This window comes from Mariniflexile soesokkakense (assembly GCF_039650365.1).
GTDB classification, from domain to species: domain Bacteria; phylum Bacteroidota; class Bacteroidia; order Flavobacteriales; family Flavobacteriaceae; genus Mariniflexile; species Mariniflexile soesokkakense.
The window spans coordinates 158861-182843 of the sequence record NZ_JAZHYP010000003.1 but is presented as its reverse complement, the minus strand read 5'-3'; the positions used below and the strand labels follow the sequence as shown (position 1 = coordinate 182843).

21 protein-coding genes are annotated in these 23983 nt (G+C 33.5%); 7 read left to right on the top strand and 14 right to left on the bottom strand.

Annotated elements, in window-relative coordinates; all coding sequences use genetic code 11:
- The first annotated feature begins 28 nt into the window (after positions 1-28).
- Both VP395_RS07535 and VP395_RS07530 read left to right on the top strand, forming a co-directional pair.
- Complete coding sequence (locus VP395_RS07535) at positions 29-460, top strand: deoxycytidylate deaminase (protein ID WP_346241166.1); 432 nt, start codon at positions 29-31, stop codon at positions 458-460.
- Complete coding sequence (locus tag VP395_RS07530) at positions 460-2052, top strand: S41 family peptidase (protein WP_346241164.1); 1593 nt, start codon at positions 460-462, stop codon at positions 2050-2052. The genes VP395_RS07535 and VP395_RS07530 overlap by 1 nt, the downstream gene beginning before the upstream one ends.
- A gap of 14 nt (positions 2053-2066) precedes the next feature.
- On the opposite strand, the gene VP395_RS07525 is transcribed toward VP395_RS07530, so the two are convergent.
- The 3 genes from VP395_RS07525 to VP395_RS07515 are packed head-to-tail and all read right to left on the bottom strand — an operon-like array spanning position 2067 to position 3474.
- On the bottom strand, positions 2067-2672 hold the full coding sequence (locus VP395_RS07525) for an NAD(P)-binding domain-containing protein (RefSeq protein ID WP_346241163.1): 606 nt from the start codon (positions 2670-2672) through the stop codon (positions 2067-2069).
- Entirely contained in the window at positions 2672-2875 is a 204-nt protein-coding gene (locus tag VP395_RS07520; RefSeq protein ID WP_346241162.1) for a hypothetical protein, read from the bottom strand. The genes VP395_RS07525 and VP395_RS07520 overlap by 1 nt, the downstream gene beginning before the upstream one ends.
- A gap of 11 nt (positions 2876-2886) precedes the next feature.
- Complete coding sequence (locus tag VP395_RS07515) at positions 2887-3474, bottom strand: MarC family protein (RefSeq protein WP_346241161.1); 588 nt, start codon at positions 3472-3474, stop codon at positions 2887-2889.
- Between the two features lie 109 nt (positions 3475-3583).
- On the opposite strand from VP395_RS07515, the gene VP395_RS07510 reads away from it, so the two are divergent.
- From VP395_RS07510 to VP395_RS07500, 3 genes are all read left to right on the top strand, one after another.
- Positions 3584-4147, top strand: coding sequence for a DUF3109 family protein (locus VP395_RS07510; RefSeq protein ID WP_346241160.1), 564 nt, complete (start codon positions 3584-3586; stop codon positions 4145-4147).
- A 287-nt stretch (positions 4148-4434) separates the two neighbouring features.
- Positions 4435-5415 (top strand): ribonucleotide-diphosphate reductase subunit beta, encoded by a 981-nt coding sequence (locus VP395_RS07505; RefSeq protein WP_346241159.1) that lies wholly within the window; start codon positions 4435-4437, stop codon positions 5413-5415.
- Between the two features lie 223 nt (positions 5416-5638).
- Positions 5639-8119 (top strand): ribonucleoside-diphosphate reductase subunit alpha, encoded by a 2481-nt coding sequence (locus VP395_RS07500; RefSeq protein WP_346241158.1) that lies wholly within the window; start codon positions 5639-5641, stop codon positions 8117-8119.
- 108 nt (positions 8120-8227) lie between these two features.
- Here VP395_RS07500 and ppnP read toward each other — a convergent pair whose 3' ends face one another.
- The 8 genes from ppnP to VP395_RS07460 all read right to left on the bottom strand — a co-directional run bounded on the left by ppnP (position 8228) and on the right by VP395_RS07460 (position 16492).
- The gene (gene ppnP / locus VP395_RS07495) at positions 8228-8509 is read right to left on the bottom strand and encodes a pyrimidine/purine nucleoside phosphorylase (RefSeq protein WP_346241157.1); all 282 of its coding nucleotides are present in this window, start codon (positions 8507-8509) and stop codon (positions 8228-8230) included.
- A gap of 104 nt (positions 8510-8613) precedes the next feature.
- Positions 8614-10941, bottom strand: a complete 2328-nt coding sequence (locus VP395_RS07490; protein ID WP_346241156.1) for an inorganic phosphate transporter — start codon at positions 10939-10941, stop codon at positions 8614-8616.
- Between the two features lie 122 nt (positions 10942-11063).
- Complete coding sequence (gene phoU / locus VP395_RS07485) at positions 11064-11726, bottom strand: phosphate signaling complex protein PhoU (protein WP_346241154.1); 663 nt, start codon at positions 11724-11726, stop codon at positions 11064-11066.
- Positions 11727-11738: 12 nt separating this feature from the next.
- A complete protein-coding gene (pstB, locus tag VP395_RS07480) occupies positions 11739-12524 on the bottom strand; it encodes a phosphate ABC transporter ATP-binding protein PstB (protein WP_346241784.1) in 786 nt (261 codons plus the stop codon).
- Between the two features lie 32 nt (positions 12525-12556).
- The gene (pstA, locus tag VP395_RS07475; protein ID WP_346241153.1) at positions 12557-13411 is read right to left on the bottom strand and encodes a phosphate ABC transporter permease PstA; all 855 of its coding nucleotides are present in this window, start codon (positions 13409-13411) and stop codon (positions 12557-12559) included.
- Positions 13404-14279 carry a phosphate ABC transporter permease subunit PstC gene (pstC, locus tag VP395_RS07470; RefSeq protein ID WP_346241152.1) on the bottom strand — a complete coding sequence of 292 codons (876 nt, stop codon included), beginning with the start codon at positions 14277-14279 and terminating at the stop codon, positions 13404-13406. Before pstC ends, pstA begins: the two co-directional genes overlap by 8 nt.
- Before the next feature lie 61 nt (positions 14280-14340).
- Positions 14341-15282, bottom strand: coding sequence for a PstS family phosphate ABC transporter substrate-binding protein (locus VP395_RS07465; RefSeq protein ID WP_346241150.1), 942 nt, complete (start codon positions 15280-15282; stop codon positions 14341-14343).
- Positions 15283-15292: 10 nt separating this feature from the next.
- The gene (locus tag VP395_RS07460) at positions 15293-16492 is read right to left on the bottom strand and encodes a porin (RefSeq protein ID WP_346241149.1); all 1200 of its coding nucleotides are present in this window, start codon (positions 16490-16492) and stop codon (positions 15293-15295) included.
- A gap of 386 nt (positions 16493-16878) precedes the next feature.
- Between VP395_RS07460 and VP395_RS07455 the strand changes: the two genes are divergently transcribed.
- Positions 16879-17214, top strand: a complete 336-nt coding sequence (locus VP395_RS07455; protein WP_346241148.1) for a toxin-antitoxin system YwqK family antitoxin — start codon at positions 16879-16881, stop codon at positions 17212-17214.
- 86 nt (positions 17215-17300) lie between these two features.
- Here VP395_RS07455 and VP395_RS07450 read toward each other — a convergent pair whose 3' ends face one another.
- From VP395_RS07450 to VP395_RS07440, 3 genes are all read right to left on the bottom strand, one after another.
- A complete protein-coding gene (locus VP395_RS07450) occupies positions 17301-18416 on the bottom strand; it encodes a hypothetical protein (RefSeq protein WP_346241147.1) in 1116 nt (371 codons plus the stop codon).
- A 218-nt stretch (positions 18417-18634) separates the two neighbouring features.
- Positions 18635-21412: a TonB-dependent receptor gene (locus tag VP395_RS07445; protein WP_346241146.1), complete on the bottom strand. Its 2778-nt coding sequence runs from the start codon at positions 21410-21412 to the stop codon at positions 18635-18637.
- A 425-nt stretch (positions 21413-21837) separates the two neighbouring features.
- Positions 21838-22224: a carboxypeptidase-like regulatory domain-containing protein gene (locus VP395_RS07440; RefSeq protein WP_346241145.1), complete on the bottom strand. Its 387-nt coding sequence runs from the start codon at positions 22222-22224 to the stop codon at positions 21838-21840.
- A gap of 321 nt (positions 22225-22545) precedes the next feature.
- Here VP395_RS07440 and dgt point away from each other — a divergent pair, with 321 nt between their 5' ends.
- Positions 22546-23886 (top strand): dGTP triphosphohydrolase, encoded by a 1341-nt coding sequence (dgt, locus tag VP395_RS07435; protein ID WP_346241783.1) that lies wholly within the window; start codon positions 22546-22548, stop codon positions 23884-23886.
- Positions 23887-23983: the final 97 nt, after the last annotated feature.

Below are 23983 nucleotides of genomic sequence, written 5' to 3'. Positions count from 1 at the left end.
GGAAACGCCCAAATTTTAAATAGAATTAATGCCAGAAAAAAAACAGCTTAAATACGATAAAGCTTATTTAAGAATTGCACAAGAATGGGGTAAGCTATCCTATTGCAAACGCAGACAAGTAGGTGCCCTTATTGTAAAAGATAGAATGATTATATCAGACGGCTATAACGGTACGCCATCAGGGTTTGAAAATTTTTGTGAAGACGATGATGGTTACACCAAATGGTACGTACTGCACGCCGAAGCAAATGCAATTTTAAAAGTGGCAGCATCAACCCAATCGTGTAAAGGTGCCACACTTTATATTACTATGTCGCCATGTAAAGAATGTAGCAAACTCATTCATCAAGCAGGTATTGTAAAAGTGGTATTTCATGAAGCCTATAAAGACGATTCTGGATTAAAATTCTTAAAAAAAGCAGGAATTGAGTTAAAACAAATTGAAGAGTTACAAGCCTAATGCCATATAAAAAGAAATATTTACCATTAATAATAGGCGTAGCTATTGCTGCGGGTATTTTTATTGGGGGCAAGTTAAATTTTAGCGATGTACCCGATAAATTATTCTCGAAAAACAGCAAAAAAGATAAGCTTAACAGACTTATAGATTATATTGATTACGATTATGTAGACGATGTTAATACCGATAGTATTGTAGATGTTACGGTAAACGGTATTTTAGAAAATCTAGATCCGCATTCGGTATATATTCCCAAAGAAGACATGGAAAGTGTTGCCGAAAGCATGAAAGGCGATTTTGTTGGTATTGGTGTTAGTTTTTACCCGTATCGAGACTCCATAGCCGTTATTAGGGCGATAGAAGGCGGGCCAAGTGCCAAAGCTGGAATAAGGGGTGGAGACCGTATTGTTATGGCCGATGGCGATACCCTTTTTGGCAATAAGTTGAACGATGGTGAATTGGTAAAAAAACTTAAAGGACCACTAAACAGTAAAGTCAACTTAAAGGTATTTAGAAAAGGCGAACCAAAACTGCTCGATTTTACAGTAAAACGTTCTCACGTTCCAATAAAAAGTGTCGATGCAGCCTACATGCTAAGCAATAAATTGGGTTATATAAAAATTAACCGTTTTGCAGAAAGTACTTATAAAGAATTTAAAAAAGGTTTAGATAAACTGTTGGATTTAGGTGCAAAAGAGTTAGTGCTTGATTTACGTGATAACCCAGGTGGGTTTTTAGGTATTGCAGAACAAATTGCAGATGAGTTTTTAGAGGATGATAAGTTAATTCTGTTTACAAAAAACAAACGTGGTAGTATAGAAAAAAGCTTCGCTACTGAAAAAGGTGATTTTGAGAACGGGAAACTGTACGTGCTCATAAACGAAAACTCAGCATCGGCAAGTGAAATTGTTGCGGGCGCATTGCAAGATAATGATAAGGGTACTATTGTAGGGCGTCGTTCATACGGTAAAGGCTTGGTGCAACGCGAAATGGATTTGGGAGATGGCAGTGCGGTGCGTTTAACCGTGTCAAGATATTATACCCCAACAGGTCGTTCTATTCAACGGCCATATAGTAAAGGAAATAAAGATTATTACGATGAGTATTTTGAAAGATTAGATAGTGGCGAACTTTTAGATCCAGAGAAAATCCAGATAGCCGATTCTTTAAAATATAAAACCCCAAAAGGGAAAACAGTGTATGGTGGAGGTGGTATCATTCCAGATGTGTTTGTACCAATAGACAGTGGTATGCAAAATGAAACGCTAACTTTTTTACTACGCCGTGGGTTTATTGGGTACTTTATATTTGAAACCTTAGAAAAAAATCGAAAAAAATATAAAGGTATTTCAAGACAGGATTTTATTGAAACGTTTCAAATTAGCGAGGATATGGTTTATGCGTTTCAAGAGTATTTGAATAAAAGAACCGAATCTCAATTAACCTTTGTAGCGTATCACGATGAGGTAAAGCAATATTTAAAAGCTACATTGGCAGACCAGCTTTATGGTTTGGGTGCTTTTGAAGAGGTTTTCAATCAGCATGATATTATGATTGAAGAGGTTATTGAGTTGAGTAAGGGGAAGAGGTAATCTCTCTCTATTTTTTAGCCAACTTTATCATGTACCTTCACATGCTTTCCACCGTTCCAAAGCGTTAAAATATCGGTAGCTACATGGGCGCCACTACCAGCACAAATGGCAAATTGGCTGCGCCATCCCGCTAACGAGCCTGCAACATATAGGTTGTCCTCAACTAAATGGTCAATATTTTTTAACCAAATACGGTCTTTTTCAATGGCTGCTCTAGGGTGCGGGTCTATATGTTTTTCTAAACCTTTTATGGTCATTAAATTGGTGTAACCCACAGCAATTACAACTGTTTTGCTTTTGTAAGCATGTTTGTTAGTTTTTACATTAAAAACACCTTCAGTTTTTGAAATTTCTAAAACTTTTTCGTTTTCAATTTGTTCAACGTGTGGGTATAAGGTTTTTAATTGCGTTTTGCCTTCATTTAAAATAGATTCACCAGTAGTTCCCGGCGCTAAACCAAGCACATTGTTAAATAAAGCTGTTTGTAAGTGGGATGTTTTTTGGTGAACAATAATGCCAATGTGTTTGTTTTCTGCAAAAGGTTTGTCTTTTGCAGACCCTAATATTAAAGCGCATTGTAAACCTGCCGCACCACCACCAATTATTAAAGCATCAAACATTAGCGGCGACCTTTTACTTTTTCTTCTATTCGTTTAGAAATTCTTAAAATAAGCATCATAACAATGGCACAAAGTGCTGCTAAAATGGTAATTAAAGCAATCATGCTTTCGCCTTCAAAAGGAGATTCGAAATTCACTTGAGTGAAGTTAAAAGCAATAAGGGCCAAGGCAAGTATACTAATTATAATGGTTAAAATTTTCATCTTTTTTTAGGTTATATGATTTCGAACAACGCTTTAATATTATGGGCAAACAGTTTAACAGCAATGGCTAGTAATACCACACCAAAAACTTTTCTAACAATACTAATGCCGTTTTGCCCTAAAAAGCGTTCGATGGTTTTAGATGTTTTTAAGACAATAAAAATAACAATAACGTTTAATATAATAGCAACTATAATGTTTTCGGTTTTAAATTCTGCTCGTAACGATAGTAGTGTTGTTAAACTACCCGGGCCCGCAATAAGTGGAAATGCTAATGGGAATACCGAAGCGGTATCTGCTGTATGTTCTTCATGTTTATAAAGTGTGATGCCCAAAATCATTTCCAAAGCAATAAAAAATAAAATAAATGAACCTGCAACAGCAAAAGAATTTACGTCAATACCAATTAGGTTTAAAATACTTTTCCCAAGAAATAAAAACGACACCATGATAATGCCTGAAATAATTGCCGCTTTTCTACTATTAATATGACCTACCTTTTTTCGTAAATCTATTATTATAGGAATATTGCCAACAATATCTACTACGGCAAACAATACCATAAAAGCAGTAAATATTTCTTTAAAATTAAGTTGCATGCTTGCGCTTTTTATATTTTGTTGCAAAAGTATAGGATTGTATACAATATCTATAGTATTAAACGCTAAAGTTTAGTTATTTTTGCCCACTACAATATAATTAAAGGATATGTTTCAAATAGGGAAAACCATCGTTTCAGAAGATATTATTGAAAAGGATTTTATATGCAATTTATCTGCATGTAAAGGCGCTTGCTGTATTGATGGCGATGCTGGCGCACCCTTAGAAAAAGAGGAAGCCAATATATTAAAAGAAATATACCCTAAAGTGAAACCTTTTTTAAGAAAAGAAGGAATTAAAGCCATAGAATCTCAGGGCATATATATTACCTCTGAAGAGGGCGATTTGGAAACGCCTTTAATTAATGGTGCCGATTGTGCTTACGTAATTTTTGATGAAAAAAAAGTAGCATTGTGTGCTATTGAAGAGGCCTATAATCAAGGCGAAATTTCTTGGAAAAAGCCAGTGTCGTGCCATTTGTATCCTGTACGCGTACAAGAGTATAGCGAATTTTCAGCAGTCAATTATCATAAATGGGAAATTTGCGACGATGCCTGTACGCTTGGAAAAGAATTGCAAATTCCCATTTATAAATTTGTAAAAGAAGCCTTAATTAGAAAATTTGGAGCCGACTGGTATTCGGAATTAGAAAAGGTTGCTAACAAGTTCTAATAACTAAAAATAAACCTCCAAAACACCTTTAAAATAAGGGGTTTAAAATTAAAAAACTTATTTTTTCCTGTAAACTTTTTGAAAATTCAAAAATTATAAAATATTGAAAAACAGATTTTTAACACTTTTTTTTTGTAAACTTCATTTTGTTTGGTAATTCTTTAATTGTTAAAAACTTGTTGACAATGTTTATAACTAAACCTTTCATTTTAAATTGCATTTTTCAATCTTTGTTACTCCCTAAATCGGTGCAGATTTTCGTTTAACTTTAAAAAAAACCAAAAAAAATGTCTCAGTCAATAGAACCCATTCTACAAGAAAACAAGAATCGTTTTGTTATTTTTCCTATCGAACATCATGATATTTGGGAATGGTATAAAAAATCGGAGGCAAGTTTTTGGACTGCAGAAGAAATTGATTTACATCAAGACCTTACAGACTGGAAAAATAAATTGAACGATGACGAGCGTTATTTTATAAAACACATTTTAGCCTTTTTTGCAGCTAGTGATGGTATTGTAAATGAAAACTTAGCAGAAAATTTTGTAAGCGAAGTGCAATATAGTGAGGCGAAATTCTTTTATGGATTTCAAATCATGATGGAAAACATCCATAGTGAAACCTATTCGCTTTTAATTGATACGTATGTTAAGGACGAAAAAGAAAAGGACTTATTGTTTAATGCTTTAGAGAACTTTCCAGCTATTAAGAAAAAAGCAGATTGGGCATTAAAATGGATTGAATCTCCAAGTTTTGCAGAACGTTTAATTGCATTTGCTGCCGTAGAAGGCATTTTCTTTTCTGGAGCATTTTGTTCTATTTTCTGGTTAAAGAAAAGAGGTTTAATGCCTGGCTTAACATTCTCAAACGAGTTGATCTCTCGTGATGAAGGTGTGCATTGCGACTTTGCGGTGCACTTGCATAACAAGCATTTGGTAAATAAAGTGCCAAAAGACCGTATTAGAGAAATTTTGGTTGAAGCTTTGGATATTGAGCGTGAGTTTATAACAGAGTCATTACCAGCTAGTTTAATTGGTATGAATGCGAATCTAATGTCGCAATATTTAGAGTTTGTAACCGACAGATTATTATTTGAGTTAGGTTGTGATAAAGAATATAATACAGCAAATCCATTCGATTTTATGGACATGATTTCATTGCAAGGAAAAACTAATTTCTTCGAGAAACGTGTGTCTGAATACCAAAAAGCAGGTGTTCTTAATAAAGAAGAAGAAAAAGACAAATTTACTTTTGATGCCGATTTTTAATCATTAAAATCAATCATAAGAAAAGCTTTCTATAATTTATAAAAGTGTTATTCTCATACACTTTCGCTGAAGAATTTCAGTTAAAATGAGAATTTGAATAAATTTTATTAATCCAACTAAACCACTAAGTACTAAGCTAGTTATTAATTAGATAGTATTTGGAATAATCAACTAACCGTTTTTCTGAAGGTGTGTCAGAAAAACTTAAAAACAGTGTAAAATTATGTATGTAGTAAAAAGAGACGGCAGAAAAGAACAAATTATGTTCGACAAAATCACCGCAAGGGTGCGTAAATTATGTTACGGTTTAAACGAATTAGTTGACCCATTAAAAGTAACTATGCGTGTGATTGAAGGTTTATACGATGGTGTTACCACTAGCGAACTTGATAATTTAGCTGCTGAAATTGCTGCAACCATGACAACTGCACACCCAGATTACGCACGTTTAGCTGCTCGTATCTCGGTTTCTAACCTGCATAAAAACACCAAAAAAACATTTAGTGAGGTTATGCACGACCTTTATACTTATGTAAATCCAAGAACCGGTAAAGACGCACCGCTTTTAGCCGATGATGTTTACGAGGTTATTATGAAAAACAAAGATGTTTTAGATTCTAATATTATTTATAACCGTGATTTTGGTTACGATTATTTTGGGTTTAAAACACTAGAACGTTCTTACCTGTTAAAACTTAATGGTGCAATAGCCGAACGTCCACAACATATGTTGATGCGTGTAGCTGTAGGAATTCATTTAAACGATTTAGAGTCGGTAATTGAAACCTATGAGCTCATGTCTAAAAAATATTTTACACACGCTACACCAACCTTATTCAATGCAGGTACACCTAAACCGCAAATGTCGTCTTGTTTCTTATTAACAATGAAGGATGACAGTATTGATGGTATTTACGATACACTAAAACAAACTGCTAAAATATCGCAATCTGCTGGAGGTATTGGTTTAGCTATACATAATATTCGTGCTACTGGAAGCTACATTGCTGGTACAAACGGAACAAGTAATGGTATTGTGCCCATGCTACAGGTGTTTAACGATACAGCACGTTATGTAGATCAAGGAGGTGGAAAAAGAAAAGGAAGTTTTGCTATTTATATTGAAACATGGCATGCCGATATTTTCGACTTCCTAGATTTAAAGAAAAACCACGGAAAAGAAGAAATGCGTGCACGTGATTTATTTTATGCGATGTGGATTTCAGATTTGTTTATGAAACGTGTTCAAGAAGATGGTCCTTGGACGTTAATGTGCCCTAACGAATGCCCAGGAATGGATGAGGTGCATAGCGATGCTTTTGAAGCTTTATACTTAAAATATGAAGCAGAAGGAAAGGGAAGAAAAACTATTAAAGCACGCGAACTTTGGGAGAAAATATTAGAATCTCAAATTGAAACCGGAACACCATATATGTTGTATAAAGATGCGGCAAACCGTAAATCGAATCAACAAAATTTAGGAACCATTCGTTCATCTAACTTATGTACAGAAATTATGGAGTACACCTCTCCAGATGAAGTAGCTGTATGTAATTTAGCTTCTATTGCGTTACCAATGTTTGTTAAAAATGGCGAGTTCGACCATAAAGAACTATTCCGTATTACCAAACGAGTAACAAAAAACTTAAACCGCGTTATAGATAGAAATTACTATCCGGTACCAGAGGCTGAAAACTCTAATATGCGTCATCGCCCTATTGGTCTTGGCGTACAAGGGTTGGCAGATACGTTTATACAATTGCGTATGCCTTTTACAAGTGATGAAGCTAAAAAATTAAACCAAGATATTTTTGAAACGCTTTATTTCGCTGCGGTAACAGCTAGTATGGAAGAGGCTAAAGCAGATGGTCCTTATCAAACTTTTAAAGGGTCTCCAATTAGTAAAGGCGATTTTCAACATAATTTATGGGGCTTAAAGAATGATGAATTAAGTGGTATGTGGGATTGGGATAAATTACGCAAACAGGTTATTAAACATGGGGTTCGTAATTCGCTTTTGGTAGCACCAATGCCAACAGCGTCAACTTCTCAAATTTTAGGAAATAATGAGTGTTTTGAGCCTTACACTTCTAATATTTATACACGTCGTGTGTTATCTGGTGAGTTTATTGTAGTAAACAAGCATTTACTGGAAGATTTAGTGGAATTAGGCTTATGGAATGATGGTTTGAAACAAGAAATCATGAGAGCCAATGGTTCGGTACAAGGCATTGATATTATCCCTCAAGATATTAAGGACTTGTACAAAACCGTTTGGGAATTGAGTATGAAAGATATTATTGACATGTCACGTCAACGCGGATATTTTATTGATCAATCACAATCATTAAACTTATTTTTAGAAGGCGCTACCATGGCAAAATTAACTTCTATGCATTTTTACGCATGGAAAAGTGGTTTAAAAACAGGTATGTACTATTTGCGTACTAAGAGCGCCGTAGATGCTATTAAATTTACATTAGCAACAACTAAAAAAGAAGAGCCAGCGGCCGAGGAAGTAGAAGTAGTAAACCAAGGAGTTGCTCAAGATCAGAAAAAGCATGTGGCAGAACAGAACGCTGTTAAATTTGCAAAGCAACAACCAGCTCCAGAAATTGAGCCTATGAGTGCTGAAGAAATGAAAGCGCTTATCGCACAATCTAAAGCTGGACAAGGCGATGATTGTTTAATGTGCGGATCTTAATAAATTTGTCCCAATTCTAATTTAAGGATATTTGAAAGGAATTTCAAGTTAAGTGTTGTGAAAAAGCACCTCTATTGAGGTGCTTTTTTTATGGAATTTTCAATACTGTTATTTATATTGACATAAATAGGATGTTTGTGTAGATACTTTAACTTGAAATTTTTTGTTAGCATCTATTTCATAAGCTTCACCAGCTTTATAAGTAACCCATTCAGTGCTTCCGGGTAACTTAACAGTCATTTCTCCTTCAATAACACGCATAGTTTCGTGCTTAGAAGTTCCAAATTCATACTCTCCAGGATTCATAACCCCTAAAGTAGAATTTCCGGTAGCTGTTGTGTAGCCTAAAGATTTTACATTACTATCAAAATACTCGTTTGCTGAAATCATTGTATATTATTTATAATTTCGAACAAAGGTAAATAAATTAAATAAACAACAAAAGCCATCTTAACTAAGATGGCTTTTGTAATGATTGTAAACTTATCAGTTATTTATTTTTTAGAGTCTGTTTGTGGAGCCTCAACGGTTGCTGGTTTTACAGAACCATCATGCGCATTATAATACTCCTCTAAAAGATTCATGGTCGCATTTAATAAATCTTTAGTTTCTAATAATAAACTAAAATATAAGGTTGTGTTTTTAGGGCTCGATTCATCAGTGCGCGTACGCTCTACTTGTTTTTGAATTTTAGAAGTTACCAATCCTAAAATCTCTTGTTTTCTTCCCAAAATAACACCTATTTGTTCAAACGATCTGGAATCGAAGGCATTTTGAGTGTTATTGAAAAAGATTTCAAATCGTTCATCAACCTCTTTTAATTCTTTAATTTGATTGAATTTTAATTTTTTATGATTGTTGTTAACGTGTTTATAGCTTACTTTAGTAATGTACTCTAAAGATTGGGTCATATCTTGAAGATAGCCTAAAATGTGAATATAAAAATTACTTGCAGCAAGACTGGATTCATCTAAGTTTTTAATAAAATAAAAAATATTATCTCTTAGTTCATCAACTTCATCTGATAACTTAACAATTTGCTTTTTATTCTTTTTTAATAATGCCAAATCTTGCTTCGCTAATCCATTTATGGCATTAGTATAAATTCTGTTACCACGTTTAACAACGTTTGTGATGTTTTTTGCACTTTCATGGATAACACCTTGAATTGAGCTACTTTCAGCCTTCGTTAAACTATCCTCGGCTTTTCCTTCTTTTGATTTTTTGTTAAATGCAATCGAGCTTTTTATTATTAAAGCAAAAGCTGTTACCAATAAAATTGGGAACATGATGTTTACGTTCAGATTTAATAAGTAAGCTACTAAAGCTGCAGCAAAAAAGGCACTTATTGCAGTAAAAAACCATCCTCCTATTACATTTAAAACACCTGCAACTCTATATACCGCACTTTCTGCGCCCCAAGCTCTATCTGCCAATGATGTACCCATAGCAACCATAAACGTTACGTAAGTTGTAGATAATGGTAGTTTCATTGAAGTAGCTACAGATATTAAAGCAGCTGCAACCATTAAATTTACAGCAGCTCTTACCATATCGAAAGCAGGCAATTCATAATTTTTATCTTTATTTAAAGCTATAACTGGAATTTCAAATTGCTTATCAATTTTTTCTTGCCAAGATTTTGGCAATATATAAGATGTCATTTGTGATGACAACATGGCGAACCTTACAAAACCACGAGATAAAAAGTTTGGTTGAAAACGTTCTTTGGTGTCTCCTTGACTTGCTAAATCTATTTCGGTTTTCATTACATTTTTTGCCTTAGCAGAAAACCAAAGTGTTATAACCATTACAAGTCCAGCAATAAATAACAATACAGTTGGTGTTGAAGCTTTTGCTCCTAAACTTTCCATTGAAAATTCGGTAGCTGCTAATCCCAAAGTATTAACTGCAGGATTTGTAAAATCTAAATACGATTGATACGCTCCAATAGATGGTCCAATAAAATTTACAAGATCGTTACCGGCAAATGCCAATGCCAATGAAAACGTACCTATTAGGATAATTAATTTGTAAATATTTGTTTTTGCTAACTGTATTAAAGTGTAAGATATTAAGAACCAAAGCACAAAACTAATGGCTAAAATATAAAGTGCATTATGCTTTAAAAAGTCTTTAATGGTTTCCCCATCAGTGAAATCGAAAGATTCTTTCGCGAAGCTAGTTCCGCCGATACCTTTCATAAATATGAAATACACAATAGATGTAATGGCGATAGCACCAAATAAAGCACCTACCCATTTAGCTTTCTTTTCAAAATTATAAGACAATAAAAGTCTAGAAATCCACTGAACAAATGCTCCTATTGAAAACGATAAGGCAACAGAAAGTAATATGCTTGAAACAATTTCGGTGGCTTTAGAGGTGTTAATGTAATTTACAATTTCGCTAAAGCTTCCGCCGTCATGTCCTATTTTAATAAGCGCGATGGCTACTGAGGCGCCTAATAATTCGAATACAATGGATACCGTGGTAGAAGTAGGCATGCCCATAGTATTGAAAAAATCTAACAGCAAAATATCTGTAATCATAACCGCCATGAAAATAATCATGATTTCACTAAACATAAATTCTCCAGGATTGAAAATGCCATTACGAGCAACTTCCATCATGCCACTAGAAAATAATGCTCCAACACCAATACCAAAACTGGCAACAATCATGATGGTTTTAAATGAAATGGCTTTAGAGCCAATGGCAGAGTTTAAGAAGTTTACTGCGTCATTACTTACTCCTACCACCAAATCAGCGATTGCTAATATGGCAAGTGCGATAATCATATATAAGTATATGTTTTCCATAATATTTTTGTTATATTAACGGTGCAAAAGTACTTAAATAATATTTTTTAAATTAAATAAATTGTTATCAAATAAAAAAGGAAGCCAAAACGGCTTCCTTTTTTATTTATTTGTTAAATGATTTATTTTTTTTTGTTGTGTTTTAACACCTCTGCATCAATATAAAAAATAATTTCTTCGGCAATATTTTTAATATGGTCGCCTACACGTTCAAATTTTTTAACTACAGAAAATAGAAGAAGGGCTTCAGCAATAATACTGGTGTCTTTTTTTATTTCTGATTCAATAATTGAAAAAGACTGAACATTTATTTCATCTAAAATTTTATCTTTTTTGAATACTTTTCTGGCTGCTTTTACATTTTTGTTTTCGTAGGCATCTGTAATACTTTCAAACATTAATAAAATGGTAGCAAACATTTTATCAAATTCTACGGCGGCAATTAAGTTTGCTGGAATTTTTTTATCAACATCAACCACATATTTCGAAATACCATATGCGTGGTCTGCAATACGCTCTAAATCATAATTTATTTTACGAATGGCCATAACAAACCTTAAATCTATTGCAACGGGATTGTAAAGTGCTATAAATTTTTCGCAATCCTTTTCAATTTTTAGGTCAAGAGCATTAACGCGGTTTTCAATATTCATTACTTCTTCTGCTAAATCACTATCGTGATTTACAAAAGCTTCTTTAGCTTTTTCAAGTTGAGAAATGCTTAGGTTAAGCATGTCTAAACCTGCTTGATTTATTACTTCTCTTTGGTATGTAGCATTTGCCATAATTATAATTTTTTATCCGAAACGACCGGTAATATAATTTTCCGTTTGTTCTTTCTCTGGGTTTGTAAAAACAGTTTTTGTTTTATTGTACTCAATAAGTTTTCCTAAATAGAAAAATGCTGTGTAATCACTTATTCTACTTGCCTGTTGCATATTGTGGGTAACAATAACAATGGTATATTTTTCTTTTAATTCAAAGATTAATTCTTCAATTTTTGCTGTTGAAATAGGATCGAGTGCCGAGGTTGGCTCATCCATTAAAATAATTGAAGGCTCTACAGCTAAAGTACGTGCAATACACAGGCGTTGTTGCTGTCCGCCTGAAAGTGCTAAAGCAGATTTTTTTAGGTTGTCTTTTACATCTTCCCAAAGATCGGCTTGTCTTAATGCTTTTTCAACACGTTCAGCTATTAGTTTTTTGTCTGTTATTCCTTGTATTTTTAAGCCATAAGCAACATTTTCAAAAATAGATTTTGGAAACGGATTGGGTTTTTGGAAAACCATACCTATTTCTTTACGCAGTTCTTCAACATGCACTTTATCTTTATAAATGTTTCTACCATTAACTTTAATTTTGCCCTCCATTTTAAAGTCGTCAACATAATCATTCATTCTGTTAAACAGACGAAGAAATGTTGATTTTCCACAGCCAGATGGTCCAATAAATGCAGTAACCGTATTGCGTTTTATTGACATATCAATGCCTTTAATAGCCATAAAATCGCCATACCATACTTTTGCGTCATTAACTTCTATGGTTGGTGTTTTTTTTAATGATTTATCTACTATTTTATCCATTGGTAATTGTTCTTCAATTTTTGTTTCCATACTTATTGCAATTTGTTTTGCCATTTATTTCTGAAATAAACTGCAATTCCGTTCATTATAAAAGTAATTGCTAGTAATATGATAATGGCGCCTGCGGCTGCTATTGCAAATCCATCTTGCGGACGCGTTGTCCAGGTAAATATTTGCATTGGTAATACCGAGAAAGTATCGAATAAAGAATGTGGAATGAATGGTACATACGCCATAGCACCAACAACAATTAATGGTGCTGTTTCTCCAATTGCTCTAGATAAAGATAATATTATTCCGGTTAAAATCCCACCAAACGAAGAAGGTATAATGACTCTTTGTATCGTTTGCCATTTTGAAGCTCCTAAAGCAAATGAGGCTTCTTTAAGTGATGGTGAAACGGCTTTTATAGATTCTCTAGTCGCTACTATTATGATTGGTAAAATTAAAAGCGACATGGTTAAGGCACCCGAAAGAATGCTACCTCCAAACCCGAAAAAGCGCACAAAAATACCCAACCCTAAAAGGCCATAAATAATTGATGGTACGCCTGCTAAGTTTGCTATATTTATTTCCAACAATCTCGAAAATCTTGACTTTTTAGCGTACTCTTCTAAATAGATCCCTGCTCCAACCCCAACAGGAATTGCGAATATAACTGTTAAAAGCATTAAATCTAATGTGCCTACAATAGCAGTGTAAATACCCGCTTTTGAAGCGCGCCTAGAAGGCAAACTGGTTAAAAAATCCCAATTGATTCTGGTATAGCCTACTTTAATTATGTTGTATAATAAAATGGCTAGAACGATGATGCCCAAAAGCGTAAATAGCATTCCTACTGTTTTGAATGCTGAATCAATAAGTTTATTTTTTTTTAGATTATTCATATTTTTCTTGATACTTTTTCTTAATCCAAAAACTGATGCTATTTAATGCGAAAGTGAACAAAAACAATGTTAATCCAGCTGCAAAAATAGTTTTATATTCAATAGAACCTTGCGGTGCATCTCCCATACTAACTTGTACTATATATGATGTAATAGTTTGTGTTGGTATGGTTGGATCTAAAGATAATTGTGCTTGTTGTCCTGCTGCAATGGCAACAATCATGGTTTCGCCTATTGCCCTTGAAATTGCCAAAATAACCGAAACAATAATACCCGAAGATGCAGCAGGAAGCATAACTTTTATTGATGTTTGAAAACGGGTTGAACCCATTCCGAATGCTGCTTCTTTTAACGATTTTGGCACCGCATATAAGGCGTCCTCACTTAAAGAAGAAATAAATGGTATAATCATGATACCCATAACAAGACCAGCGGATAAAGAATTAAAAGTTTCTAAGTCTGGATAGATGTTTTGTAAAAATGGGGTGACAATAGTTAATGCGAAAAAGCCATAAACTACGGTAGGTACCGCAGCTAAAATTTCTAAAAGTGGTTTTAGTGATTTTCTAAAACTTTTAGGTGCGTACATGTTTAAGTAAATTGCAATAGTCAATCCAACTGGAAGCGCTACAGCAATGGCAATAGCCGAGGTTAAAAAAGTACCTGAGACTAAAGGTAATATTCCAAAATGTTTTTCACTAAATAAGGGTGTCCATTTCGTATCGGTAAAAAAATCCAAAACAGATACGCTTTTAAAGAATGAAATACTTTCAAATAAAAGTATAACAACAATACCAATTGTAGTTAGTATTGTAATGGAGGCGCATAAAAATAGAAGGACCTCAATTATTTTTTCTTTAATCTTCATATGAATGAAATACCGGTAAGACAAAATCTTACCGGTAATTTGTGTTAAATTTTAATAACTATTATTTACTACTAATAGCATTTTTGAATTTTTCTTTTTCAGCGTCGTAACCACTTGCTGGCATGGGTACATAACCAACTTCTTTACACAATTCAGGTGCATTGTCTAAATAAAATTCCACAAACTTTTTAACCTCTGGTTTTTGTGCAGATTTTTTACTTACAAAGATGAATAATGAACGTGATAAAGGTGCATATGTATTGTTTGCAACCGTTTCTATACTTGGTAAAACAACACCGTTTCCATTATCGATTCCAACAACTCCTAATTTATCTTGGTTTTCTTCATAATATGATAAACCTACATAACCTAACGCATTTTTGTCATTTTGAATACCTTGAATGGCAACATTGTAATCTGAAACCGCATTGTAATCAGTTCTGCTAGCGCCAGATTCACCCATAATCACCTCTGTAAAGAAATCGTAAGTACCATGAGATGTATTTGGGCCGTAAAGATGAATTTCTTCGTTTGGCCATTCATTTCTTATTTGGTTCCATTTAGTAATTTGACTATTTGGTTCCCATAATTTTTTTAATTCTTCAGTAGTTATCGATTTTGCCCAAGTATTGTCTTTATTAATTACAATAGTAATACCATCCAATGCAACTGTTAATTGAACATACTCAATCCCGTTTTCTTTACAAAGTTCAATTTCTTTGTCCTTTATTTCTCGTGAAGCATCGCAAATATCAATAACACCTGCACCAAATTTTTTAAATCCGCCACCAGTTCCACTTTCACCAACAGTTACTTTAACTCTAGGTTGTTCAGCTAAAAATTCTTCGGCTACAGCTTCTGATACTGGGAAAACTGTTCCCGATCCGTCGATAGAAATTGATCCGGTCAATTCTACAGTTTCACCGTCTTGATTGTTTGATTTTTTGTTTCCACAAGCAATGCTTAAAGAAGCAAGTGCTATAATGATTATACTTTTTTTCATGATTTTATTATTAAAAGTGAATGTCAAATTGTAATCTGTACATTAAATTGTCATTAGATCCAAAATCTAAATAACTGATATCTGATTGTACTTTAAGTTTGTGACCAACTATATATTTTGAAACACCTAAGGTGTATTGATTTTCTATATCTCTTCCAGTAATGATTTTGTCGTAAGAAATGTTTGTGTAACGACCTGCTAATTCCCAATTAGAATTAAATAAGTAGCCTGCTTGAAGGTTTAAACCATTTCCAACTTGTACTTCGGCACCTGTTAAAGTTCCATTCGTGTTTTTAGCATATGGGTCTTTGGCGTCTCTATTTGCATATTCACCCATAAATGAGAACCCATTGTACTTAAACATGGCGTCAATAAATATAGTATTAATGTTTGTTTCGAACAAGCCTGTACCGTTATCAATATCCATATAAGACCCTTGATTACTACGGTTTTTAACAGCGTTATTATTATAATCATAAGTGATTCCTAAAGCTAGCTTAGGGGTTTCTTCTCTTTTTAAATCACTTCCTGAATAATCGCCTTCACTTGCAAATTCTCCAAATGGATATAATTCAACTCTGGTAGTGTATTCGTGACCACCTAAATTCCCTGTAGTAATATTTCTTCCCTCACCTTGAGATATTGCAAAAGATTCTTTTACTATAAAATTATCAGCTAAGTTAAATTGGTGTCTTAATTGGATACCCATATCACGGTCAATATTAAAACGACTATTTAATAAAGAACGATCAACAAATTGTAAGTTACCAGAAGACACTACACGCTCTCTGTTACCAGGTAGTTTAGTTTGCCCAAACCATAATTCAAAATTTTTGGCAAAATGCCATTTCACAACCGCATCAAGAATATATCGAGGGGCATTACCAGTATAGACAGATGCGCCAGAAATATCGTCATTAGATAATCCCAGTTCTAATTTATATTCTAATTTTGGGGAAAATGCAAAACCATCAAATTTTAATCGAGCTCTTCTAACTGTAAATTCTGATTGCGGATCGATATATTTTCCGTTCTGTTTGTCCCAGTTTACTATTGTTAAAAATTGCATTCTTGCAGCTACTTTCATAGTCCAAGTACTATCTTTACCTACAAGATTTAAAAGTCCTTTTCCAAATTTAGGCGCTTCAGTTTCTTGAGCGTTCATTATTAGGCTAGCTAACAAGGCCAATGCGAATAATTTAATTTTCATAATGTTTATTAATTTTTGTCGCTGCAAATAACCGATACCAATGTTAACTGAATGTTATGTGAGGATTAAGTTTGAAACAAAAAAAAGCTGCCTTGGCCTAAGGCAGCTCATTAGAAATCATGATAATGTAGTCGACAAAAACTAATAGATTATATGAAAAACTAATTGTTTCGTCTTAAGACAATGCGAATATCAATCTTTAAGTTTAGTTAATTGTAATATTAATATTAATTAATTATTAATATTTCCAATGTTAAATTTAACATTGCGAATAAATTGATAATCAAATAGTTAGTTGTTTAATGTTATGATAATGTTAAGACAATGTTGTTTTAAGGTTATCAAATTTGTATATTTGATATATAATGTTAAAAACCCCCATAATTATGAAGAAGTTTATTTTGTTTTTTGCCTTTTTAATTACTGTGGTTTCTTTTGGACAACAAAAGAGAGATTTAAAACTTAACAAAGACACTAATTTAATTGAAGTTGTTTATTATCATGACAATGGCGTTGTAAGTCAAACTGGAACTTATACGGCAGATGGTAAATTACAAGGTGAGTGGTTGAGTTTTGACACAGCAGGCAAAAAAATTGTTTCTGGAAATTATGATAATGGTAAAAAAGTCGGCAAATGGTTTTATTACACTAATGAAACCATAAAAGAAGTAGATTATAGCAATAATGCTATAGCGAATTTAAAAGAATCTGAAATTCAATAAAGTAAATTTTTTTAAATAAACTAAAAAGAAAAGCATCCTATTTAGGATGCTTTTTCTATTAAATATTTTCTTACTAGTAAAAAAGACTAGTTGTTTTTAGAAATTTTAGTAGCCCAAGTAGGTAAAGTTGCTCCGTTTCCAGCACCAGTTTCAGCAGCTACATAATCAGTAGTTAAGTTACTTGTGCTTACAAAAGTCTTACCGTTTACTTTAAAGTCTCCAGCATCAATTCTAGCTGTTGCACCAGTACCTGAATCTAACTTAGCAAATGTATCAATACCAGAAACAAATAAGTTCGTGTAAGTGTGTTTTCCACCACCTTCTTTAAAGTTAATTGCTTGCTCTGAAGCTGTAAATTTAGCATCAGCACCTTTTACAATAGAAACGTTGATTAATTTAGCGTTAGTTAACGGTTCAGCAATATCATTATCTCCATTGTTAGATCCTTCAATACCAGCTTTAGAAACTCCAGAGATGTAAACATTAGTGATGGTACCTTGGTAACCATCAGCAAAATCTAAAGAATCATCGTAAGCATTCACGATTGCAATGTTTGAAGCGTTTACTGCTCCACCAAAAAACTCAACACCATCATCACCACTTTCGAAAGCATAAATATTTGAAACTTCTGTTCCGCTACCCACACCAAAGAAAGAAACGCCGTTATATTCTTTTGTAGGTGAAAATTTTGAACCAGTATACTCAATTCTTAAAAAGTTTATTTTTCCTGAAGAATCTGCATTGTTATTTCCACCGTAAGCTAATCCGCCTACTTCAGATGTTCCGTTATCTCCAGTGTTTACTTTAGCATCACCACAAATAATTAAACCACCCCAATCACTTTCTGCAGGAGAAGCTTTACCAGATGTCATAATTACAGGATTGTTAGCTTCACCATTAATATTAATAGTTGCTCCTCTTTCAACCGCAATATACATAGAAGTTGCATCAGCTGTAGTAGAAGATTTAATAGTTGTTCCTGCAGGAATAGTTAAAGTTGCGCCAGATTTTACTATTAATGCTCCAGATAAAGTATAAGTTTGAGAAGCATCCAAGGTTACAGTTCCATCGGCAATGTTTCCTTTTAAGTCATCTATTTTTAGTTCGAAAGAACTTTTTGGTTTAGATGGTCCACCATCACTTGTACAACTTGTAAATGCAAGTGTTATAACTGCTGCGATTGCTAAAATTGATTTTTTCATTTTGATTACGTTTTATTAAGAAATTTTTAGTTTTATTTTCTGTTGCAAAGAAAGGGCGAAACTGTTTTTTATTTGTTAAGGGTACGTTACTTTGCTGTTAAGTATTTAAGACGAATATTATTTGCACTTAACATTAAGTTTACATGTATTTTTTCTATAAAAAAAGGGTGATTGAAGTATATCAATCACCCTTTTTTAAAAGATATTATTAGTGTTTTTTAGAAAGTGTATTTTAATGAAACACTAAAATTAGAACCTGCTTTAAACGAGCTAACCAAAACATCGTCAATAGTGCTTCCTGGCACTTTACTTTGTTCCAACATACGTTTGTAAGTAGGGTTTAAAATGTTTTTATAAGCTAAACCTAACTGTAAGTTTTTATTTAAATTAGATTTTAATATAAAGTCTAATTTATTAATGGCTTTATCAACCATGTTTCCTTTATTCTGTGTTCCTAAAACAGCTAGTTTATCTGAAAAATAGGCATAAGATAGTGTTGCTGTTACATCTTTCTTTTCAGCAAATTGTTTTAAAAAAGTAATGTCTGCGTTTGCTAAAACATCTGAAGCACCTGCTAGTTTAGCTTCATCAAATGTAAAATTAGCTCCAAAACCATTTTCTTCAAATACTTTATTTTTATCTAAATCTTGATTGTGGTAAATATAGGATCCGTTAATTCCGAATGATAATTTGTCTTTTAAATCATTATCTTTTTCAATTTCAAAAATGTCTTTTCTTAATTCTAATTCAACACCAACAGCAATGGCTTTTTCTCCAGTGTTAGCATATGTAATATTACCAGATGATGAGTTGGTAAACATTTCATTTATTGGGTTTTGAATTAATTTACCAAAAGCAGTAACCGAAACTAACTCACCATTACTTGGGAAGAATTCCCATCCTAAATCTACATTGTAGTTAGTAGAAGCATATAAGCTTGGGTTACCTTCATAGTCTTGCGTTACCTCTTGAAACAATAATTTTACTTTTTCTTTAAATTGAGGCAACGTATATGTTTTACTAGCGGCAAACTTTAAATTTTGTTTGTCGTTTAAAGTATATTTTGCTGTTAAACTAGGTAAGAAATTTACAGGAGAATAACTGGATTCATCACCGTCTGGTACTAAAGACGTTTCAAAATATACATACTGGTCTAATTGCTCTAATCTAGCACCTAATATAACAGATAGTTTTTCAGTTAAGTTGTATTGCACATTACCAAACACTGAATGTACATTTAAATTGCCAGTATAATATTGTGGTATATTACCAGATCTGTCTCCAGATGATAAATCAAAATAAGGGTTCGCTAAATAGGTGTCTACATTATGAATACCTTCTTTTGAAAAGTTAATTTTGTTAGCTATTGGGAAAAATGAATATTGTTGTGAATTAAAGTTGATATCTTTCAATTTCCCAGAATAGCCTAAAGTAACTTTTCCTTTATAATTATCTTCAGCATCTTTTTTGAAATTATAAGATAGTGCAACGTTTGCAGACATTTCACCTTCTTCTAAATCTTGGAAATAGCGGTGATTGTGTATACTTGAGTCTGTAAAGAATGTATAGTTAGAAGAACCATCACGAGAAGGTACAAACGTATTTTGCATACGGTCTGGAATAATATTATTTAAGTAGCTATACCCAATAGCCCAATCAGCACTCCATTGCTCAGTAATATCGTGTTTTCCTAATAACTGATTAACATATAACTGCGTTTGGTCGAATGTGCCACGTTTAATAAAGCCTGAAATATTACCAGCTCCAGAAGCACCACCATCAAAATTTTGATTTGTTCCCTCATATTCACTATAATCTTGTGAACTAGAATTTAAAAATAATGATGTGAATAATATAGAGTTGCTACTGTTAATTTTTAAATCGGCAGTACCCATTACCGTAGTATTGGTATTATGCTTAAATGATTTTTTGTAGAAGTCTGAGTTTATGGTTCCTTGAGCCGTAATACTACCTCTATCGTACCCTTCAATATATTTATTATCGGTATCAAAAGAAGCCGTAAGGAATGTACTTAACTTACTTTGTTCACCAATATCAAATTTTTTACCACCAGATAAAGAGTAACTGTTATTTAAAGTGTTTTTACTTTTTTGTCTGTCCCAACTTGTTTCAAAATTAGCTGGGTTAAGTCCAAATGCAGGTTCTTTTCCAGATTCAAATCCAAAATAAGATGGACCATCTTGTAAATAAAAATCATCTTCTTTTAAAACATTGGTGTTAGCACCCATACCTAAGCCTAAAGTAACATATGGTGAACCAGAGAATTTTTTTGAAACGATATCAATGTTAGCACCACCAAAATCGGCATAATTTTGAGATTCGAATGTTTTACTTATTCCAACATATTCAACAATATCCGTAGTAAAAATATCTAAAGTAATATTTTTGCGTGATGGGTTATTAGATGGTAATGGTAAACCATTTAAAGTAGTAACGTTATACCTATCGCCTAAACCTCTAACAAAAATACTACCAGAACCTTCTTGTTTTGAAATACCACTCACTTTAGTTACTGCGGTTGCTACATCGCTAACACCTTTTCTAGAAAGTTCATCGGCGCCAATAGAAGCTTTAAAAGCAACGGCTTTCTTTTGTTCTAGTAATAAAGCTGTTTCACTTTCTCGTTTTGTAGTTGTTGTAATTACCACTTCGCTAAGAGATGCAGCACTTGCTCCCATAGGAACATTTACTTCTGTTACTTTATTTGCAACAATTGTTACAGGGATTTGTTGTGTTTCATAACCTACGAAACTAAATATTACGGTATAAGAACCCGCTTCTAAATTTTCAATACTATATAGACCATCAATGTCTGAAGTGGTTCCTTTGGTTGTACCTTTTATTAATACGTTGGCAAAAGCTAAAGGCTCATCATTATATTCTTTATCGGTTAGCTTACCAACCACAGAACCAGTGTTTTGACCGTATGAAATTGTTGCTGTAAATAGCAGAAACAATAGGGTTAATTTTTTCATTTTTTTTAGTTTTTATCTGGTGCAAAGAACGAAACACTAAATGAATAAGATGTTACGAATAGGTTAAACAACAGTAACAAAAGAGTTAAGTTAATGTTACCGTATCGTTGATTTATAAACATTAATTTAACATTGATTTTTTTTTTGAATGAACGGATACCTGCTTAAAATCAAGCATGTAAATTCAGATTGTTTTAAAAGCAAAAAATCTATCCTTTTTGGGATAGAAATATTTTAAATGAAAGCCGTTTTTATTTGAAGCTGATAAACAAATTAGAACCTAGATGTCAGTCTGAGCTTGTCGAAGACTTCATTTTAGAAACATTTCGACAAGCTCAATGTGACAGTAGGTACAAAATTGACTTTTTAGAATAATTATACCCAACGGGTTAAATGAAGGGAATTTTAAAAAAATGACTGCTGTATTAATTTAAAACAGCGGTCGATTTGTCATCTTTTTGAGCAACAGCAGTAAGAAGCGCTAAGTCACCTAAGGAAATGGTGCTTGCAGCTAAAGATAATTTTACTTCAGCAGGTTGTAGTGCATCTACATGCACGTTAATTTCTTTGGTTTCATAACCAGCAAAACTACAAACAAGTGTATAGTCGCCAGCTTCCAGGTTTTCAACAACAAATAACCCCGTTAAATCGGTGTTTAAGTTGATGGAGGTTTCTTTTATTGAAACATTCGCCAATACTAAAGGCGCATCATTCATTTCATTATCTAGAATTTTACCAACAATTAACCCTGTATTTTGTCCAAAAGAAAATGCGGTAACGAAGAATAAAGAGATGCAAATTAAATGTTTCATAAATGGTTTTAAATAACACTGCAAAAAAAGTGATTCTGTTTAAATTGTATGTTATCTAAACATTAAACAACAGTCATTATAATGTTACCGTAATGTTACCAAATTTTTTTAAAGACATTTAATTTTAAGTAGAACCTTGGCCAATTCATTCTAAAATGTCGGTCTGAGCTTGTCGAAGACATAAAGAGCCACTTCGACAAGCTCAGTGTCACATAGTACGTCTATTTAGCATAAGAATTGGTGATTTAATTTTCCTTTAAAAGAATACATTAATATTTTAAAGAAATTCTTTATTATCTTGCCAACGCTTAAATTTTTATGATGAACTGGGAACAATTACTATCCTTAAAACGCGCTGGCGATACCAATAAACGTATTAGAAAAGAACAAGATGAAACCCGATTAGGTTTTGAAGTGGATTATGATCGTGTGATTTTTTCATCCGAATTTAGAAGTCTGCAAGATAAAACCCAAGTCATCCCATTATCGGAAACCGATTTTGTACACACCCGCTTAACCCACAGTTTAGAGGTAAGCGTTGTGGGGCGCTCGTTAGGACGCTTGGTAGGTAAAAGATTATTGGAGAAACACCCACATTTACAAAACGTACACGGCTATCAAGCCAACGATTTTGGTGCCATTGTAGCCGCAGCAGCTTTGGCGCACGATATTGGAAACCCACCGTTCGGACATTCTGGTGAAAAAGCCATTGGCGAATTTTTTAAAACGGGCGAAGGATTTCAATATAAAGACCAATTAACCGAAAAAGAATATCAAGACTTATGCGATTTTGAAGGCAATGCCAACGGATTTAAAATTTTAACCGAAACCCGAGCTGGTAGAATAGGAGGTTTACGCTTGTGTTACGCTACGCTTGGTGCTTTTACCAAATACCCAAAAGAATCGTTGCCAAAAAAGCCAACCAATCATATAGCCGATAAAAAATATGGCTTTTTCCAAAGTGAAAAAGAAGCGTATCAAGATATTGCCAACGAACTTGGTTTATTAAAACGAAGCGACAAACACCTAAGTTATGCTCGCCACCCATTAGCATTTTTGGTAGAAGCTGCCGATGATATTTGTTACACCATCATCGATTTTGAAGATGGTATCAATCTCGGTTTAATTCAAGAAGAATTTGCGCTGGAATACCTATCCAAAATAATTAGGAGCAATATCCGTCCAGAAAATTATTATGCCCTTTCGGCCAAAGAAGACCGTATTGGCTATTTGCGTGCCCTCGCCATTGGAAACCTAATAAATGAAGCGGTCGATATTTTTATAGAACACGAAAACGCTATTTTAAACGGCGATTTCGATTGTGCTTTATTAGATAAAAGCAAGTACGACGCCCAAATAAAAGACATTATTAAAATAAGCGTCGAAAATATTTACCAATCCACCGAAGTGGTCGATAAGGAAATTGCGGGTTACGGCGTTATCAACACCCTATTAAATACCTACACAAAAGCCGTAAACAATTGTTACAACAATACTGCTTCCAATTACGACAAACTCATTTTAAAAGGTCTGCCAAAAACCATTAAAATAGATGCCGATAGTTTATACACAAGGCTTTCAAGCGTGTGTTATTACGTATCGCTGTTGTCCGATAGCAAAGCCATTTTAAATTATAAAAAAATAAAAGGCATCGAGTTTTAAGTTGTTTTGGGCGTTACCCAAGGGTCGGGCTTTTCGTTACAAGTCCTCGCTCACTTCGGCTCCGCTCAGCGCAGGCTCTCGCTGTGGGCTTTTCACT